General features: G+C 32.8%; 18 protein-coding genes. 17 read left to right on the top strand and 1 reads right to left on the bottom strand.

All coding sequences use genetic code 11. The annotated features are described in order from the left end of the window. The first annotated feature begins 102 nt into the window (after positions 1-102). The 7 genes from OF897_RS02270 (at position 103) to msrA (ending at position 10,169) form a co-directional block, all read left to right on the top strand. Positions 103-1,125 carry a GDP-mannose 4,6-dehydratase gene (locus tag OF897_RS02270; protein WP_267264065.1) on the top strand — a complete coding sequence of 341 codons (1,023 nt, stop codon included), beginning with the start codon at positions 103-105 and terminating at the stop codon, positions 1,123-1,125. Positions 1,126-1,264: 139 nt separating this feature from the next. Then, entirely contained in the window at positions 1,265-1,486 is a 222-nt protein-coding gene (locus OF897_RS02265) for a DUF2795 domain-containing protein (RefSeq protein WP_027382805.1), read from the top strand. A 115-nt stretch (positions 1,487-1,601) separates the two neighbouring features. Continuing rightward, positions 1,602-4,676, top strand: coding sequence for a preprotein translocase subunit SecA (gene secA / locus OF897_RS02260; RefSeq protein WP_267264064.1), 3,075 nt, complete (start codon positions 1,602-1,604; stop codon positions 4,674-4,676). A gap of 152 nt (positions 4,677-4,828) precedes the next feature. Next, positions 4,829-7,015, top strand: a complete 2,187-nt coding sequence (locus OF897_RS02255) for a TonB-dependent siderophore receptor (RefSeq protein ID WP_267264063.1) — start codon at positions 4,829-4,831, stop codon at positions 7,013-7,015. A gap of 113 nt (positions 7,016-7,128) precedes the next feature. Continuing rightward, positions 7,129-8,337 carry a PepSY-associated TM helix domain-containing protein gene (locus tag OF897_RS02250; RefSeq protein WP_267264062.1) on the top strand — a complete coding sequence of 403 codons (1,209 nt, stop codon included), beginning with the start codon at positions 7,129-7,131 and terminating at the stop codon, positions 8,335-8,337. An 81-nt stretch (positions 8,338-8,418) separates the two neighbouring features. After that, on the top strand, positions 8,419-9,387 hold the full coding sequence (locus OF897_RS02245; protein WP_267264061.1) for an ROK family protein: 969 nt from the start codon (positions 8,419-8,421) through the stop codon (positions 9,385-9,387). Between the two features lie 227 nt (positions 9,388-9,614). After that, positions 9,615-10,169 (top strand): peptide-methionine (S)-S-oxide reductase MsrA, encoded by a 555-nt coding sequence (gene msrA, locus OF897_RS02240; protein WP_267264060.1) that lies wholly within the window; start codon positions 9,615-9,617, stop codon positions 10,167-10,169. Between the two features lie 36 nt (positions 10,170-10,205). Here msrA and OF897_RS02235 read toward each other — a convergent pair whose 3' ends face one another. Continuing rightward, positions 10,206-11,021 carry a hypothetical protein gene (locus tag OF897_RS02235; protein ID WP_267264059.1) on the bottom strand — a complete coding sequence of 272 codons (816 nt, stop codon included), beginning with the start codon at positions 11,019-11,021 and terminating at the stop codon, positions 10,206-10,208. Between the two features lie 365 nt (positions 11,022-11,386). Here OF897_RS02235 and OF897_RS02230 point away from each other — a divergent pair, with 365 nt between their 5' ends. The 10 genes from OF897_RS02230 (at position 11,387) to OF897_RS02185 (ending at position 18,101) form a co-directional block, all read left to right on the top strand. Then, a complete protein-coding gene (locus OF897_RS02230; protein WP_267264058.1) occupies positions 11,387-11,617 on the top strand; it encodes a hypothetical protein in 231 nt (76 codons plus the stop codon). Between the two features lie 63 nt (positions 11,618-11,680). Next, complete coding sequence (locus OF897_RS02225) at positions 11,681-13,333, top strand: tetratricopeptide repeat-containing sensor histidine kinase (protein ID WP_267264057.1); 1,653 nt, start codon at positions 11,681-11,683, stop codon at positions 13,331-13,333. An 11-nt stretch (positions 13,334-13,344) separates the two neighbouring features. Further along, on the top strand, positions 13,345-14,010 hold the full coding sequence (locus OF897_RS02220) for a response regulator (protein ID WP_267264056.1): 666 nt from the start codon (positions 13,345-13,347) through the stop codon (positions 14,008-14,010). A 125-nt stretch (positions 14,011-14,135) separates the two neighbouring features. Beyond that, on the top strand, positions 14,136-14,363 hold the full coding sequence (locus OF897_RS02215) for a hypothetical protein (RefSeq protein ID WP_267264055.1): 228 nt from the start codon (positions 14,136-14,138) through the stop codon (positions 14,361-14,363). 7 nt (positions 14,364-14,370) lie between these two features. Beyond that, on the top strand, positions 14,371-14,637 hold the full coding sequence (locus tag OF897_RS02210; protein WP_267264054.1) for a hypothetical protein: 267 nt from the start codon (positions 14,371-14,373) through the stop codon (positions 14,635-14,637). Beyond that, the gene (yidD, locus tag OF897_RS02205; RefSeq protein WP_267264053.1) at positions 14,609-14,905 is read left to right on the top strand and encodes a membrane protein insertion efficiency factor YidD; all 297 of its coding nucleotides are present in this window, start codon (positions 14,609-14,611) and stop codon (positions 14,903-14,905) included. The genes OF897_RS02210 and yidD overlap by 29 nt, the downstream gene beginning before the upstream one ends. 10 nt (positions 14,906-14,915) lie before the next feature. Then, complete coding sequence (locus OF897_RS02200) at positions 14,916-15,200, top strand: hypothetical protein (protein ID WP_267264052.1); 285 nt, start codon at positions 14,916-14,918, stop codon at positions 15,198-15,200. Positions 15,201-15,338: 138 nt separating this feature from the next. After that, complete coding sequence (locus tag OF897_RS02195; protein ID WP_267264051.1) at positions 15,339-16,046, top strand: response regulator transcription factor; 708 nt, start codon at positions 15,339-15,341, stop codon at positions 16,044-16,046. Between the two features lie 3 nt (positions 16,047-16,049). Then, positions 16,050-17,459, top strand: a complete 1,410-nt coding sequence (locus tag OF897_RS02190) for a sensor histidine kinase (RefSeq protein ID WP_267264050.1) — start codon at positions 16,050-16,052, stop codon at positions 17,457-17,459. A gap of 144 nt (positions 17,460-17,603) precedes the next feature. Beyond that, positions 17,604-18,101 (top strand): hypothetical protein, encoded by a 498-nt coding sequence (locus OF897_RS02185; protein ID WP_267264049.1) that lies wholly within the window; start codon positions 17,604-17,606, stop codon positions 18,099-18,101. The last annotated feature ends 34 nt before the right edge of the window (positions 18,102-18,135 follow it).

Here is an 18,135-nt window from a genome sequence, read left to right as displayed (position 1 = left end):
TAAAAAATCGTTTTATTTTCAGCTTGAAATCTTTAAATATTATCAATTTATTAAAGGAAAGAAATTCTTAAATTTATACTTTTGTGCAACTAAAACACTCAGATGACATATCTCGTAACAGGAGGAAGCGGATTTATTGGTTCTCATTTGGTAGAAAAATTATTGAAAGAAGGACATTCTGTCATAAACATTGACAATTTTGATGATTTTTATGATTATAAAGTGAAAATTAAAAACACTTTAGAATCTTTAGGAAAAAATATTGAATCTGAATTCTCTAATAAAGAAAGCGATATTCAGAATTTAGTTTCTATTTCAAAATCTGATAATTATACTTTATATTTCCAAGACATAAGAGACAAAAGTGGTTTAGAAGAAATATTCACAAAGCATAAAATTGATCAAATTATTCATTTAGCGGCTCTTGCGGGAGTTCGCCCTTCTATTGAAAGACCTTTAGAATATGAAGAAGTAAATGTTCGAGGAACGATGAACCTTTGGGAATTTTGTAATCAATTTAATATTAAAAAGTTTGTTTGTGCATCATCATCAAGTGTTTACGGAAATAACGAAAAAACTCCTTTTTCTGAAACTGATAATGTAGATTGCCCAATTTCACCTTATGCCGCAACAAAAAAAAGTAGTGAAATTTTAGGTCACGTTTATCACAGTCTTTATAATATCGACATGATTCAGTTAAGGTTTTTCACGGTTTACGGACCGAGACAAAGACCAGATTTAGCCATTCACAAATTCACAAAACTTATTTCTGAAAACAAAGAGATCCCTTTCTACGGCGATGGAAATACAGCAAGAGATTACACTTACATCGATGATATTATTGATGGAATTATAAAGTCGATTAAATATTTAGAAAATAACACGAATATTTATGAGGTTTTGAATTTGGGAGAAAGTGAAGTTATTAATTTAAATGAAATGCTTTCTACGCTCGAAAATCTTTTAGGAAAATCTGCCATTAAGAAAAATCTGCCAATGCAACCAGGTGATGTGCAAAAAACCAGCGCCGATATTACAAAAGCACAAGATTTAATCGGTTATAAACCTACAACAAACTTCCAAAATGGCACAAAAATATTTGTGGAATGGTTTTTGAGAAAATGACATCAATCGACCGCAATCATGCTCAACACAGCGATTGCCGTCAGTATAGATAAAAATTAATAAAAGAATTGAAAATCAAGTCATAAAAAAAGTTTATAATATAACCTATTTTTATACTTTTGCAAAAAAATAAAGAATTATGTACTGGACATTAGAATTAGCATCATACCTAAGCGACGCACCTTGGCCAATGACAAAAGCAGAACTTATCGATTACGCGATTAGAACTGGTGCACCAATGGAAGTAGTAGAAAACCTTCAGGCAATCGAAGACGAAGGAGAAATTTACGATGCAATCGACGAAATTTGGAGCGACTATCCAACAGATGAGGATTATCTTTGGAACGAAGACGAATATTAAGAAAAGCATTAAGCTTTAGGTAGTATACTTAAAGCTTTTTAAATATATAACATACACCAAAGCGTGTAATTTTAATATGCTTAAAGCAATTTGCTTTGAGCCTAAATCAAATTCTATGAGTTTTTTAAATAAAGTTCTTAAAGGGTTTTTGGGAGACAAAAAAGCGCAGGACCTAAAGGAAGTAAAAAAAGTTGTAACAAAAATCAAAGCTGTTGAGCCTGCAATCGGAGAATTATCTGATGATGGTTTGAGAGAAAAAACCGCTGAATTTAAATCTAAAATTAAAGAAGCGACAAGCAGTATCACAGCACAGATAGAACAAATTAAAGAGCAGATAAAAAACTCTACCAATGTTGATGAGAAGGAAGCTTTCTTTTCTAAAATAGAAGCTTTGAAAAAAGATTCTTACGAAATCGAAGAAAAAGTTCTTTTACAGGTTCTTCCTGAAGCTTTCGCTTTGATTAAAGAAACATCTAGAAGATGGGCACAAAACGGAGAAATTCGTGTAACTGCTACAGATTGGGACAGAGAACTTGCTGCTGCCGGAAAAGATTTCATTGAAATTCAAGGAGATCAGGCAGTATGGAAAAACTCATGGAACGCAGCCGGAACACCCGTACTTTGGGATATGGTGCATTACGACACTCAGTTTATTGGTGGTGTAATTCTTCACAGCGGAAAAATTGCTGAGATGGCAACCGGAGAAGGTAAAACTTTGGTGGGAACACTTCCTATTTATTTAAATTCACTTCCTGGAAGAGGAGTTCACGTTGTAACCGTGAATGACTATCTTGCAAAAAGAGACTCGGCTTGGATGGGACCATTGTACCAATTCCACGGTATGTCTATCGATTGTATCGATAATCACCAACCGAATTCAGACGGAAGAAGAAAAGCATACAACTCTGATATTACTTACGGAACCAACAACGAATTTGGTTTCGATTATTTGAGAGACAACATGGTAACTTCACCTACAGAATTGGTGCAGAGAGAACTAAACTTTGCCATTGTAGATGAGGTTGACTCTGTATTGGTAGATGATGCAAGAACACCGTTGATTATTTCTGGTCCGGTTCCTCAAGGAGACAGACAAGAATTTGACATTCTTAAACCTTCCATTGACAGAATCGTTGAAGTACAGAAAAAAACTGTTTCTGCTATTTTTAACGAAGCTAAAAAATTAATCGGAGCAGGAAACACAAAAGAGGGAGGATTCAAATTACTTCAAGCTTACAGAGGTCTTCCTAAAAACAGACAATTAATTAAATTCTTATCGGAAAGCGGAAACCGTGCATTGCTTCAGAAAGTTGAGGCGCAATATATGCAGGACAACAACCGTGATATGCCGATCGTTGATAAAGATCTTTACTTCGTAATTGAAGAAAAGAACAATCAGGTTGATTTGACAGACAAAGGTGTTGAATACATGTCTCAAGGAAATTCTGATGCCAACTTCTTCGTTCTTCCGGATATCGGAACTGAAATCGCTGAAGTGGAAGCTAAAAATTTATCTAAAGAAGAAGAATTTGAAGCTAAAGAAAAACTATTCTCTGATTTTGCTGAAAAATCTGAGCGAGTTCACACCATGAGTCAATTATTGAAAGCATATACTTTATTTGAAAAAGATGATGAGTATGTAGTCATTGATGGTGAAGTAAAAATCGTTGACGAGCAAACCGGCCGTATCATGGAAGGAAGACGTTATTCAGACGGTCTTCACCAAGCGATTGAAGCTAAAGAAAGTGTAAAAATCGAAGCAGCAACTCAGACTTTTGCAACGGTAACACTTCAGAATTATTTCCGTATGTACAACAAATTGGCGGGAATGACGGGTACAGCAGAAACTGAAGCTGGCGAACTTTGGCAGATTTATAAATTAGATGTTGTAGTAATTCCTACCAACCGTCCTATTCAGAGACACGACAGACAAGATTTGGTTTTCAAAACCAACAGAGAAAAATATAATGCCGTAATTGAAGAAATTGAAAACCTAACTTCTGCAGGAAGACCTGTATTGGTGGGAACAACTTCTGTTGAAATTTCACAATTACTTTCAAAAGCGCTAAGTTTAAGAAAAATTCAGCACCAAGTGTTGAATGCGAAACTTCACAAAAAAGAAGCTGAAATTGTTGCAGGAGCTGGTCAACCGGGAGTTGTAACTATTGCAACGAATATGGCAGGTCGTGGTACAGATATTAAGCTTTCTAAAGAAGTAAAAGAATCTGGAGGTTTAGCAATTATCGGAACAGAAAGACATGATTCTAGACGTGTTGACAGACAGTTGAGAGGTAGAGCGGGACGTCAAGGTGACCCGGGAAGTTCTCAGTTTTATGTTTCTTTGGAGGATAACCTGATGCGTTTATTTGGTTCTGAAAGAATTGCAAAAATGATGGACAGAATGGGTCATAAAGAAGGTGAAGTTATTCAGCATTCTATGATTTCTAAATCTATCGAAAGAGCTCAGAAAAAAGTTGAAGAAAACAACTTCGGAACAAGAAAGAGACTTCTTGAATACGATGATGTAATGAATAAGCAGCGTGACGTAATCTACAAGAGAAGAAAGAATGCATTATTTGGAGATCACTTGAAGTATGATATTGCGAATATGATCTTTGATGTTGCAAATTCTATTGTAGCAAAAGGTAAAGCAACTGGAAACTATAAAGATTTTGAATTTGAAGTGATTAAAAACTTCACAATGGAATCTCCTGTTTCTGAAAATGATTTTAAATCTAAACAGATTCCTGAATTGACTGATATGCTTTTCAAAGCGGCTCAGGCTGATTACGACATGAAGCTGAATCTTTTAAAAGAAAAATCGTTCCCAATTATTGAGAATGTTTATCAGAATCAAGGTTCAATGTTTAAAATGATTCAGGTTCCTTTCACAGACGGTATTAAAACCACCACAATTGTAACTGATTTGAAAGAAGCTCACGATACAAATTGTGACAGTTTAATCAATGATTTTGAAAAGAACATTACTTTATCAATCATCGATGAAAACTGGAAACTTCACCTTCGTGAAATGGATGATTTGAGAAAATCTTCTCAAGGAGCTGTTTACGAACAAAAAGATCCTTTGGTAATTTACAAACAAGAATCTTTCCAATTGTTTAGCGAAATGGTTGACAAAATGAACAAAGAAATTATTTCATTCTTATACAGAGGAGAAATTCCCGCATAAGAGACAAATTATAAATTTCAGAAAAACCCACTTCAATTGAAGTGGGTTTTTCTTATTTAATGAATAATACTTATGAATTAAATATGATAAATATCAATTGTTTAATTTATTTAGAATAATTAAAAAGAATATATTTGCAAAAAATTTCTATTATGAAGAAACTATTGGTGAGTATATCAATATTAGGTTCAATGACAACATTTGCTCAAGTGAAAGATTCTGCTCAAACAAAAAATATTGAAGAAGTAATTATTAATACTATATCAAAAAAAGATAGCGATTATTCTAACAAAATGCCTTTAAAGGCTATCGAAGATCCTCAAGTTTTATCATCAGTAAGCAGAGTGGCCTTAGAAAATCAAGCTATTTTTACAGTAGATGATGCATATAGAAATGTAACAGGATTACAAAAAATGTGGTCAGCAACAAGCAGAGCAGGAGATGGTGGTTCTTTTGTATCGCTACGAGGATTTGTTTCCAACAGTTCGATGAGAAATGGTTTAGTGTCTCCTGTTACAACAAGTATTGATGCAATAAATTTAGAAAAACTTGAAGTATTGAAAGGTCCTTCAGGAACTCTATATGGAAGTAACGTTGCTTCTTATGGAGGTCTTATTAACAGAGTTACAAAAAAACCTTTTGAAACATTTGGTGGAAATGTTTCTCTTATGGGAGGAAGCTATAATACTTACAGAGCTCAAGCTGATATAAACACACCACTTACTAAAGATAACAAACTGCTTTTCAGAGTTAATACGGCTTACACAAACGAAGGAACTTTTCAAAAAACCGATGCAAAAAACTCTTATTTTGCCTTTACACCTTCAATAACATATAACGCAAGTGATAAACTTCAGTTTAATGTTGAATATGAAACGTTCAATACAAGAGCCGTAGGAGATCAATTCTTTTTCTATCTTTCTCCAGCTTTAGGTGTTGATAATATGAAGGATCTTGAAGCAAAAGGTTTGAACTACAAAGAATCTTATATCGGTGATGATCTTTACACAACAGCAAGAGTAAATAATATTTTCGGACAGATTAATTATAAAATTAATGATAATATTAAATCATCTACAAACATAAATACTTCAAGTAGCTATTCTGATGGATTCGGTCCATATTTTTCAGTAGGATTAAATACAAACGATGCTTTAACAGTTTCAAGATTCGATCAAGGAACAAAAGATAGCAGAAAAAAATATTTTCAGGTACAGCAGAACTTTAATTTTGATTACACTTTCGGAAACGGCATGAGAAACAGAACGGTAGCTGGTTTTGATTATCTTAAAACAAAAGATAGATCCCGTTTTATTTATTTGGGTGTAAGCGGCGCAGAAGCATTCAACAATCCGGTTGCTGCAAACGGAGCAGATTATTCAGATTTTAATGGTACCACTTTGGGCAACCTTTACGCAAATCCTGCAAACATTGGTAATTATGATATTGATGCGGATCTTAATACTTACAGTGGTTATATTTCTAACGTATTCACTCCTGTTACAGGCTTAAACATTGTGATTGGTTTGCGATATGAAAACAACAATGCTAAAGAGGGAAAAACAGCTGGAAGAGTTGTTGATGCCTACAATCAATCTGCTTTTTCACCAAAAGCAGGCTTAGTATATGAAATCGTAAAAGATAAATTCTCCATTTTTGGTAATTATCAAAACAGTTTCAAAAGTAACGGTTATTATGCAGTAGATGAAGCTTTAAATACATTATTATCAAATCCTGAAAGAGCTAACCAATTTGAAGGTGGTTTTAAAACGAACCTTATCAACGGAAAAATTAATGCAACAGTAAGTTACTATGATATTAAGGTAAAAAATTCTCTATTGACTTCAGGTTATATAGGCTCTATTGCAATTCAAAGCGAAGCGGGTGAACTACAAAGTAAAGGAGTTGAGCTTGAAGTAAATGCTTATCTAGTAAAAGGATTTTCTTTAATTGGAGGTATAAGCTATAATGATACGCGATATACCAAAATGGATGAAGCCAATAAAGGTTTGCTTAATTTGAGACCAAATACTTCAGGATCTCCATGGCTAGCTAACTTTAATGCAAGTTACCAATTCTTAGAAGGTCAACTTAAAGGATTAGGATTTGGTATAGGAGGAAACTATGCCAACGATAATAAAATCTTAAATACAATCACAGACAAATTTACTCTTCCAAAATATTTTGTATTAAATGCAAACGCATTCTTTGATGCTAAGAAATTCAGAATTGGAGTAAAAGTGGATAACTTTACCAACGAACATTACTGGACAGGCTACACAACAGCAAATCCACAAAAACTTATTAACGCATTGGGAACAGTTACTTATAAGTTCTAAAATTAAAAAAACCTGCCAAACTGCAACCGTAGTTTGGCAGATTTATTTAAGGTTAATTTGAATTAATCTAAATAAAAATTGAAAATTATATCTTTGCACAACTTTAGAAATTCATGAAGAAAAAACATCATCATAAAAAGAAACCAAGTCTTTTCAAAAAATGGACAGGTAAACTGCATCTTTGGTTCGGATTATCTATTGGTCTGATTATTTTCATTGTCTCAATAACCGGTGCTTTGTACGTCTTTAAAGATGAAGTAGAAAACTTTACAAGAAAAGAGGTTATCTATCATAGCGAAGAAAACATTGCTCAAAAAAAAGTTTTGCCCATTCGTGTATTAGAAAAAGCTGTTGACGCTCAGGTAAAAGAAAGATATAAAATCCATTGGGTAAATGTTCCGATTGATAAAGAAATGGCTTATCAGTTTTATTGGTACGAGCACAATACTGAAGCATGGAATTATTTTGATGAATTTCCCATCTACAAAGTTGCCTACGTGAATCCTTATGACGGAAGAGTTTTAAGGGTTTATGATGAAAAAAACGGGTTCTTTCAAATTGTAAAAATGATTCACTGGAGCTTTTTGCTTAAGCAGGATTGGGGGAAATATGTTGTAGGAATTCCGGTTATCATTTTCGTTATCATGTTAATTTCCGGTATCATTCTTTGGTGGCCTAAAAACAAAGCTGCAAGAAAACAAAGATTTTCATTCAAATGGAAAAATATCAAAAGCTGGAAAAGAAAAAATTATGACCTTCATAACATCTTAGGTTTTTACGCTTCAATTTTCGCTTTAATCTTCTCAATTACAGGATTGTTTTATGCTTTCTTAGTCGTTCAGATGATGATGTATTTTGTTTTTTCAGGAGGGAATACTGTTTATCCTGACTTTTCACATATCACTACAAAAGCTCCGATTGAAGCAAGAACTGAAAGTACTTTAGACAAAGTTATTTCTACAGTTCAGGCAAAATATCCAAATTCTTATGGTTTTTCAATTGATTTAGGACATCCGCATATGGACGACCACGAACATCCCAATTTCTCAGTTTTCGTAAAACATCTCTCATATTCTTATCACAAAAACAGCAGTTTGATTTTTGACGAAAACTCAGGAGAACTTTTGCACACTTATAATCACGAAGATAAAAACTTCGGGGAAAAAACAGTTGCAGCCAATTACGACATTCATGTAGGATCTATTTTAGGATTACCTACAAAGATTATTGCATTTATTGTCAGCTTAATTTGTGCCTCACTACCTGTAACAGGATTTTTAGTTTGGTGGGGAAGAAGAAAAAAGACTAAAAAAGCAATCTGATTTCTCAAATAAATTGGGTTTGATAACTATTAATACAATCTTTTTTATAAATTTATTGCCTCGAAATTATACAATAAGAAAATGTCAGTAGTAGATTTGTCAAAACAGGTTGCATTAGGTATCGATATCGGTGGAACCAATACTAAATTTGGTCTTGTAAATCACAGAGGAGAAATTTTAGCCAAAGGCTCGATTCCTACCGATCAATACAGCACACCGGAAGCATTTATCGATGCATTATACGAAAATATTCAACCCTTAATTGATGAACACGCAGTAGATGGAATTATTGAAGGCATCGGTGTAGGTGCTCCCAACGCAAATTACTACAGAGGAACTATAGAACTCGCGCCCAACCTTCCCTGGAAAGGAGTTATCAATTTTGCAGATTTAGTAACTGCTAAGTTCAAAAGTCCGTGTAAAATGACCAATGATGCCAATGCTGCAGCTTTAGGTGAAATGATGTACGGTGCAGCAAGAGGTATGAAAGATTTCATCATGATTACTTTGGGAACAGGTGTAGGAAGCGGAATTGTTTCCGGAGGACATTTAATTTACGGTCATGATGGTTTTGCAGGCGAATTGGGTCACACCATCGTAAAGCCAGGCGGAAGAAAACACTGGAGTACTGGTTCTGAAGGGAGCCTTGAAGCTTATGCTTCTGCAACAGGAATTGCAATTACAGCAAAAAAGATGAGAGCAGAATTTCCGGATTCGATGTTGAATCAATTTCCTGAAGAAGCAATTAATTCTAAAACTGTTCACGAATGTGCATTAAAAGAAGATCCTGTTGCGATTGAAGTATTCAGATATACAGGTCAGAAATTAGGTGAAGCATTGGCAAACTTCGTCATGTTCTCCTCTCCTGAAGCAATTTTATTATTTGGTGGAGTTATTAAAGCAGGAGATTTTATTTTAAAACCAGCAAAACTTCATATGGAAAGAAATCTCCTTCCTATTTTCAGAAATAAAGTAAGATTGGTTTTCTCTGAACTGGACGAAGCTGATGCTGCAATTTTAGGAGCAAGTGCTTTGGTTTGGGAAAAATAGATTTAATTTACATAAGTAATATTGAGCATCCTTTTTGGGGTGCTTTTTTAATTAATATTTTTAACAAATATTTATTTGAGATTATTTGTGAAATCTATTAGTGTGATTTGTGTTTAAAGCTTAGTTTAGTTCAATTTTGGCTCAATATTTTCTTATTTTTGATAAGTTTTTCATAAGCATTCAATGGCTAAAAAGGAAAAACTATTTAAACAAAAAATCAATTAAAAATGGATAAAAATAATGTACAGCAAATCACTTTTGGAGGTGGATGTTTTTGGTGTGTGGAAAGCTGTTTTAATATGTTGAAAGGTGTAGAGTCTGCCATTTCAGGTTATTCCGGAGGTCATAAAGATAATCCGACGTATGAGGAAGTTTGCACTGGGGAAACCGGTCATGCTGAAGTTGTACAAATTACTTATGATTCTTCAATTATTTCTTACGAACAGTTGATGGATGTATTTTTCTTTCTTCATGACCCAACTCAATTAAACAGACAGGGGAATGATATCGGAACTCAGTATCGTTCTGTGATTTATTATAGAGACGAAGCCGAAAAAATCAAAGCAGAAGAAGCCATCAAAACGTCTCAGGAGTCTGGAAGATGGTCGGGAATTTATGTGACAGAACTTTCACCATTTGAAAAATTCTGGTCGGCTGAACAATATCATCAAGGATATTATAATGAAAACCCTACTCAACCCTATTGCAGCGCAGTTGTTGGTCCAAAAATCCAGAAGTTTAAAAAACATTACGGAGAATTGGGAATGTTAGAATTAAATTAAAAACAAAATTTAAGCGGAGATTTTTCTTCGCTTTTTTTATTCCGCTATTTCCTCCTCTATAACTCCGGCATATTTGTCAATAATATATTCTGTCGCTTTTCTTAATTCCCGTCCATTATTCGGATCAACACCATCACTTAAAAAAAACTCCACTATTCCATTGTACTTTGAGTACCAAATTTTTCCAAAAGAATTTTCAACCGTTAAAGTATCTTTCCTCTCAATTCTCTTAAAATAGGTCATCTTTTCATAATCAAAAGGAATCATGTGATTGTAAATCGGATTTTTATCCTGACAATCTACAGGTTTATATTCACTTTTATCCCAATACATACACTTCTGTTCTGACGGAAAAAATCCCGCAAATCCTTGAATTTGATTATTCGGTTTCTTTGAAAAGGCAATACCTCCCGTCGTAAGACATATCAAAAGCACAATCTCCATAATCCCCATTCCGTTTTTCTTCATGAATTCGGGCATTTTGAATATTGGATTAACGGTAATATTAACTTGAGGGGTTTGTTCAGATAACATATCACTAAAGCCTAATTTAAAAGTTGTTGAGCCATCTCCACCTTCAATATTTATTTTACTACAAAAATCCTCAAAATCCTTATAACCAATATATTTACTTAAATAAAGTAGTGTAATATCATCGATATTATAGTCTTCTCCGTCTTGTACTAAGCTTTTATAATACCTCGTAAACGATCTCTCGTCTCTTGAAAAATCATATCTCTCATCAAAAAGGCTACTCAAATAGTTTGAAAGGGAATTTATACTCGCTCGTGGAAGTTCCTTTTTTGCAGTTTCAAAGACAGTTTCCACTAAAAGTTTCTTCTTACTGTACATTATAATTTAGGTTATTAGTTATTGCTGTCCAAGTTAGACAAAATCTAGACAACTAGATTACGGTTTCCCATAAAAATCAAGCATTTACACTTATTCCCCTGTCTATCCTCTGTCCGTAGATTCGGATATATCTATCAGATATTTGTAAAAGAAATCAGAGAGAAAAAAACTAAAAACTGATTTCTAAAATCACCTGATAAAACGGAAGAAAACTCCGGGTTGGGAAGCAGATGTTTCTCTTCCGTTTTTGAAGGTTCACTTCCCAAAAAATTTAGAAGCGCTTCAATTTTTTTAATCGTGTAACACTGCTTGTGATCTGTTTCGCAAGGAAGAACACTAGTGCCAATTTTTAAATTTTTAAAACAATGTTACAATTAATATTGATGCTATTGGGATTAGCATTTTCAAACGGAACTACAAATACAACAAATTGCGATAACAACGGAAATACAGTAACAACGCAAAGCGGAACGGGAACGGGTATTGATCCGGGAACGGGTGATAATGGAGGAAACGGAAATGGAAGCGGGAGTGGAAACGGAGGAAGCACAGGTGGAAACACAGGGCAGACTCCACCTCCTTTTGTTCGCCCATAAATAATTATTACGAGCAGATTTTATAAATCTGCTCTTTTTTGTTATTTTGCATAAAAACTAATTATGCAAAGAATTATTTACATTTTAATTCTTTTACTATTTTGTTTCTGTACTAAACAAAATGACGTAGAATACTACGGAGATAAGAACAACTACTATCAAAAAGCTAAACTTTTTAGGGATTCTAATATTTCAGATTCTGCTTTTTACTATTATAACAAAGCAAAAGAATCATATAAAAGTGTTAACGACACATTAGGAATAGCAAAGTCATTGGTAAACATGGCGATCATTCAACAAAAGCAAGGTGATTTTTATGGAAGTATTGAAACATCAACAGAAGCAAATAATTTTTTGAAGAAAACTTCAGATAGTACTACTAGAAGTACAATTGCTGCTAATGATAATAATATTGGAATTTGTTCAGCCTTTCTATATAATTATGATGATGCAATTAGTTTTTATACAAAAGCTTTAGATTATGTAACGAATGAAGAGAATAAATACGTTTACTGCAATAATATTGCTGACGTATTTATTTCAATGAAGAAATATGATTTAGCGAAAAAATATTTACAAACTGCAATGCTAACAAGAGATAGTATTAATTTCTCAAGAGCTTTAAACAATATTGCAAAGGCTAAGCTTTTAGAAAATAAAAACTACAATCCTGTTCCTGAATTAATTAAGTCATTAAAAATAAGAGAAAGAAATAACGATTATTTTGGACAAAACTCGAGTTTTGCAACTTTATCGAATTATTATTTCGACAGAGATAAAAAAGTTGCTTTATATTATGCAAATAAAATGTTGAATACCGCTATTAAAAATAGCAGTTTAGAAGACCAGTCACAAGCTTTACAAAAAATGATTTATCTAGATGATAAAAATTATTTAAATTATTTCAAAAAATTCCAGCCTTTAAATGACAGCATTCAAATAACTAAAAATAAAGCAAAAAATCAATTTGCTTTAATAAGATTTGACTCTGAAAAAAACAAAGCTGAAAATCTTAAATTACAAAATGATAACGCTGTAAAAGAATTTCAATTTTATGGCATTTCTCTATTTTCACTATCATTAACAATTTTCGGAGTTATCTGGTACAGAAAACGTAAACAAAGAATGCAATTAGAATCCGAAAACAAATTAAAGGAACAACAACTTAAGGTCTCCAAAAAAGTACACGACGTTGTTGCCAATGGAATCTACCAAGTCATGACAAAAATTGAAAATCAAGACAACTTCAATAAAGAACAGGCGCTTGATGAATTAGAATTTGTCTATGAAAAATCCAGAGATATTTCTTACGAAAAACCAGATTCTCCGAATCAAAATTTTAAGGAAAAAATTTCAAATCTCATCGCATCTTTTAAAAATGAGGAAGTCAATACGTTCACTGCCGGAAATGACGAGGAAATTTGGAAAAACGTTTCAGAATCTACTCAGACAGAGGTTTATCAAGTCATTCGTGAGCTTTTGGTGAATATGAAAAAACATAGCAAAGCGAGCAATGTTGCTCTAAGATTTGAAAAAATAAATAACATTATCAATATTTATTATACAGACAACGGAATTGGCGTTTCTGATGAATTAATTTTTAAAAATGGTTTGTCAAATACGGTTTCCCGTATAGAAAACATCAACGGAAAAATTACTTTTGACACCAAAACCGAAAAAGGACTGAAAATTAATATCTCATTCCCTTTTTCTTAAAAAAATAAATAATGTTTAAAAAAGTTTTAATTTCCGAAGACCACGAAAGCATCAATATTTCAGTTCAGAAAACATTGGAAGAACTCAACATCACAAATTTCGACTATGTTTATTACTGTGATGACGCCTTAGCAAAAGCTCAAAAAGCCATTCGTGAAAAACAGCCTTATGATCTATTAATTACCGATCTTTATTACGAAGAAGATCATCTTCCTCAAAAATTAAAAGATGGTCGGGAATTGATTTCAGCAATCCGAAAAGAACAGCCTGATTTAAAAATAATTGTTTTTTCAGCAGAGCATAAATCAGGAATCATCGATTCTCTATTTACAGACTACGGAATTAATGGCTATGTAAGAAAAGCAAGACACGATTCTAAGGAATTAAAAAAAGCAATTTCTTCAGTTTATAATAATGAAAACCATCTTTCGCTTGACCTTAAACAAGATATAAAACAACTCAATAATTACGAGTTTACAACCTACGATATTACTTTAGTTTCTTTGCTTGCTCAAGGCGTTTTGCAAAAAAACATCCCCGTATTTTTACAAAATAACAATATAAAACCCAACAGTTTAAGCAGCATTGAAAAGAAAATCAATATGCTGAAAGAAGAATTTGGAGTCAGTAATAATGAACAACTCGTTGCTTTCTGCAAAGATTTAGGAATTATATAATTTATCTCAATTAACCTTTTAAACCTTTCAAAATTTTGAAAGGTTTTTTGTTTTTACGGGAAACCGTAAGGAATGGTTTTCAAAGGGTTATACTTTTGGAGTATTAAACAACTAAAATTTTATTTATGGAAAAATATGGAAACAAAAATGGAGATTCTGGTATTTCAGGATTTGAAATTGGGAGCAATTATATTTTAATTGAATTCTCAACCGGCAGTGTTTATGAATATACATACACAAGTGCAGGAGAGAGTAATATTGAAGCAATGAAAAGACTTGCAATATCTGGAAGCGGACTGAATGGTTTTATTAATACTTATGTAAAATTTAGATATTCTAGAAAAATAAGATAAATCAATTATGGAATATAAAGTCGTACCATTTGTTGCAACAGCAAACCAACAAAACATGAGCTCAAATATCATTGCTGAACAATTAGAAAATTTAATACTCGTTCAGTCTGCACAAGGTTGGAAATATGTAAGATTAGAAAGCGTTTCAACATACATTCAGCCTATTGAAGGTTGTTTTGGAATAGGTCAGCAAAAACCAGGATATATGACATCTTACCAAGTAGCTGTTTTTACAAAAGAAACAAATGAAATATTTCCTGCTGTTAAGCATTAAAATTTATTGGCTAATAATTCCTGCTTCAAAAAGAAGAAAATGTATTTTCAGAAAGAGTTGTTCAAAACATGTTTATGAAGAAACAACAAACAATGGGATTATTTCAGGTCTAAAAGCATTTAAATACAGATTTGAAAATTGTAGATCAGGAGCCCATTTTATTGAAAACCCAATAACAGGAAATTTTCAAATCGTCTTACCAAACAATGAGATTCTTGATGAAAATGAAATTTCAGAGAGATTTATAACAAAACATAATATAAATTAACATTAAAACCATGAAAAAACTACTATTCACAAGCCTTTTAGGTTTAGGTTTATTATTACCTGCAAACTTTTTAGCAGCAGAAAACTCAGTAACTGCTAAAACCGAACTTTCGACAACAAAACCAAAAAAGAAAAGCAAAAAAAGTAAAAAGAGAAAGTCTACTACCGCATCAAGAGACAGAGGTTGTACTTATAATGGACATACTTTATATGTTGGAAAAAGAGGCGGTTGTTATTATATGGCTGGAAACAGTAAGGAATATGTTGACAGATCATATTGTTCAGGTTGTAATTAATAATCTGTTTTGAATAAAACTAAAAACACACTCCATATATAACTAAAAGGCGAATTTCAGGTTCGTCTTTTTTTGTATTTAAATACAAATCTCCCGTTTATAATCTTTTTCCTATTTTTGTGAAGTTCACTATTTTTTATGAAAAAAATTGTTCTGATTGAAGATGAAACCAGCGTTGTCTCTTTTATTAAAAAAGGACTTCAGGAGAAAGGATATGAAATTTCTGTTGCTTTTGACGGACGTACCGGAGTAAATCTAGTGCAGGAAAATGATTTCGATTTGGTCATTCTCGACATTATGCTTCCCGAAATGAACGGTTTGGACGTCTGCAAAGAAATACGAAAAACCAATAAAAGCGTTCCTATTTTATTTTTAACCGCTTTGGGAACTTCAGAAAACATCGTTTTAGGCTTGGAAAACGGCGGTGATGATTATCTGGTGAAACCTTTCAAGTTTATTGAATTAGTTGCTCGTGTAAAATCTCTTTTACGCAGAAGCAACCCGATTTCTACTCCGGAAGCTACTGAAAATGAAGAAGAAAACGAGCACGTTTTTAAATTTTCAGATTTAATTGTAAATGATTATTCTAAAAAAGTAATTCGTGCAGGCGAAGAAGTCTCTTTAACCTCAACCGAATACAAACTTCTGATGTATTTCTTAAATAATCCTGAAAAAGTAATTTCAAGAGCTGAAATTTTGGATGCAGTTTGGGGCGTAAATTACGAATTGGGAACCAATGTTGTCGACGTTTACGTCAATTATTTAAGAAAAAAAATAGACAACCAGGAAGACAACAAACTCATTCACACCGTAATAGGAATGGGATATGTTTTAAAAAAACCTTAGAAAATGTTTAATAGAGTCGTTACCAATCAAACCAAAACAATGGTACTTTTGATGGTTGTTTTTACAACCGTTATCTTGATCTTTGGGGGATCGGTATACTTTTCTATTGTTAATTTTTCGCATCAGAGGTTTTATGAATTATTAAAAATCCGTACAACCACGATTGTACAGATTGAAAAAGGCAAAGAACATCTTGATCTTCCCGAAAATTACATTCTCAACAGCAGAAATGACGAAGAGCTTCCTATGGAAAGGGATTATGTTTTTGCTGTTCCAACAGATTCAAATTTTAAAAAGATTTCACACGAAGTTCATATTCCCGATTCTTTTTTTAAAAATATCATCAGAAGAGGTGAAGCCAATTTCAACGATTCTGAATTTTATTATATCGGACAATCTTTTAGGTATCAAAATAAAGACTATATCGCAATTGCTTCGGCAAAAAACCATTACGTCGTTCATTATCTTGGTTTTTTAAAAAGGACTTTGATTACATGTATGATTCTTTCAATCTTTTTCAGCATGATTTTCTCTTTTTATTTGTCTAAAACTTTATTTAAACCCATTCTTAAAATCACCGGAAAAGTAAAAGAAATCAGTTCTGAAAACCTGCATTTAAGACTTGAACCTCAACCGGACAACAAAGAATTAAATGAATTAGTAGAAACTTTCAACACAATGTTGACGAGAATCGAAACTTCTTTTGAAACTCAAAATCATTTGATTGGAAATGTTTCTCACGAACTTCGAACTCCACTCACTTCGATAATGGGAGAAGCGGATGTTGCACTCTCTATCAACAGAACAGCAGATGAATATAAAGAAACGCTTGAAATCATTCTTGATGAAGCAGAAAAGCTTGACAAAAAAATTAAAGCACTTCTTTTAATTGCACAAACCGGATTTGACGGCAGAATTCAGAAAATCGATAAAGTAAGAATCGATCAGCTTTTGTGGGATGTTATTGAAACTTTAAGAAAAATCGATTCCCGAAACAATATTTACCTCGACATCAGTATGCTTCCGGACAATCCGAAAAAACTGAAAGTTCAGGGAAATGAGCAACTTCTTCATTTGGCGGTTGCCAATATTATCAATAACGGTTGTAAATACTCTAATCATCAACAGGTAAAAGTTTCGTTGGGCGCAACAGATACCGATCTTTACATCATTGTGAAAGACAACGGAATTGGTATTCCTGAATCTGAAATGAATAAAATCTACGATCCTTTTTTCCGTGCTTCCAATACCAGAAATTACGAAGGTTACGGTATCGGACTTCCTTTGGCAAGAAACATTGTGAGAATGCACAACGGAGAATTATTAGTGAGTTCACATGAAAACCAAGGAACAACAGTTCAAATGCGTTTTCCTACTATTTACGGTACTCAGAAGGAAGAAAATCCATCTTAGCTTCAAAATGAAGCATTTTTAAAATGAAATTCTAATCTCATTTTAATCTCTTTAATTACATTTTAATTTCGTTCCAAAGATCTTCTAATCTTACCGATATAGTTTTGTAGTATCAAAAGATGTTACACAACTAAATCTAAAGATATGATCAAAACCATTTTAATAGCAACAGATTATTCTCTTGAGTCTCTGAATATTTTAAAAAGAGTTTTAAAAGAGAAAAACGCAGAAGAAAATGATACTCAGTACAAGATTCTACTTGTATCGGGCTATGATATGGGAGATTCTATCAGAGATCTTCTTTTCAATACAAAATCTACCGTTTTCAGCAAAATCAGATCTAAAGAATTCTGCGACGCTTACGGAATTATCGTTAATAAATATCCTCATTTAGTAGACAAAATTGTTTGCGATATTTTCTCGGGAAGTTTCCAAAGAGCTTTTAATAATTATGTAAAAGCTGAAGAAATTACAGAAGCGTATTATTCAACATCGCTTAAAAACAAAAATACCAAAGGGAAATTTGACCTTGTTCCTTATATTAAGAAAAGCAAAGATCTTTCTTCACAGGAAGTGGTGTTTGGAACTCCTCAATTTATGCCAGAAAAAGGCAGATTGGCCGAAGTTTTCGTTGAAGTTTAATTAAAATTAAAGAATAAACTTTTTAAAAATTTAA

The organism is Chryseobacterium formosum, assembly GCF_026460885.1.
Taxonomy (GTDB): domain Bacteria; phylum Bacteroidota; class Bacteroidia; order Flavobacteriales; family Weeksellaceae; genus Chryseobacterium; species Chryseobacterium formosus.
The sequence above is the reverse complement of the archived record's forward strand: the minus strand, read 5'-3'. Positions and strand labels throughout refer to the sequence as shown.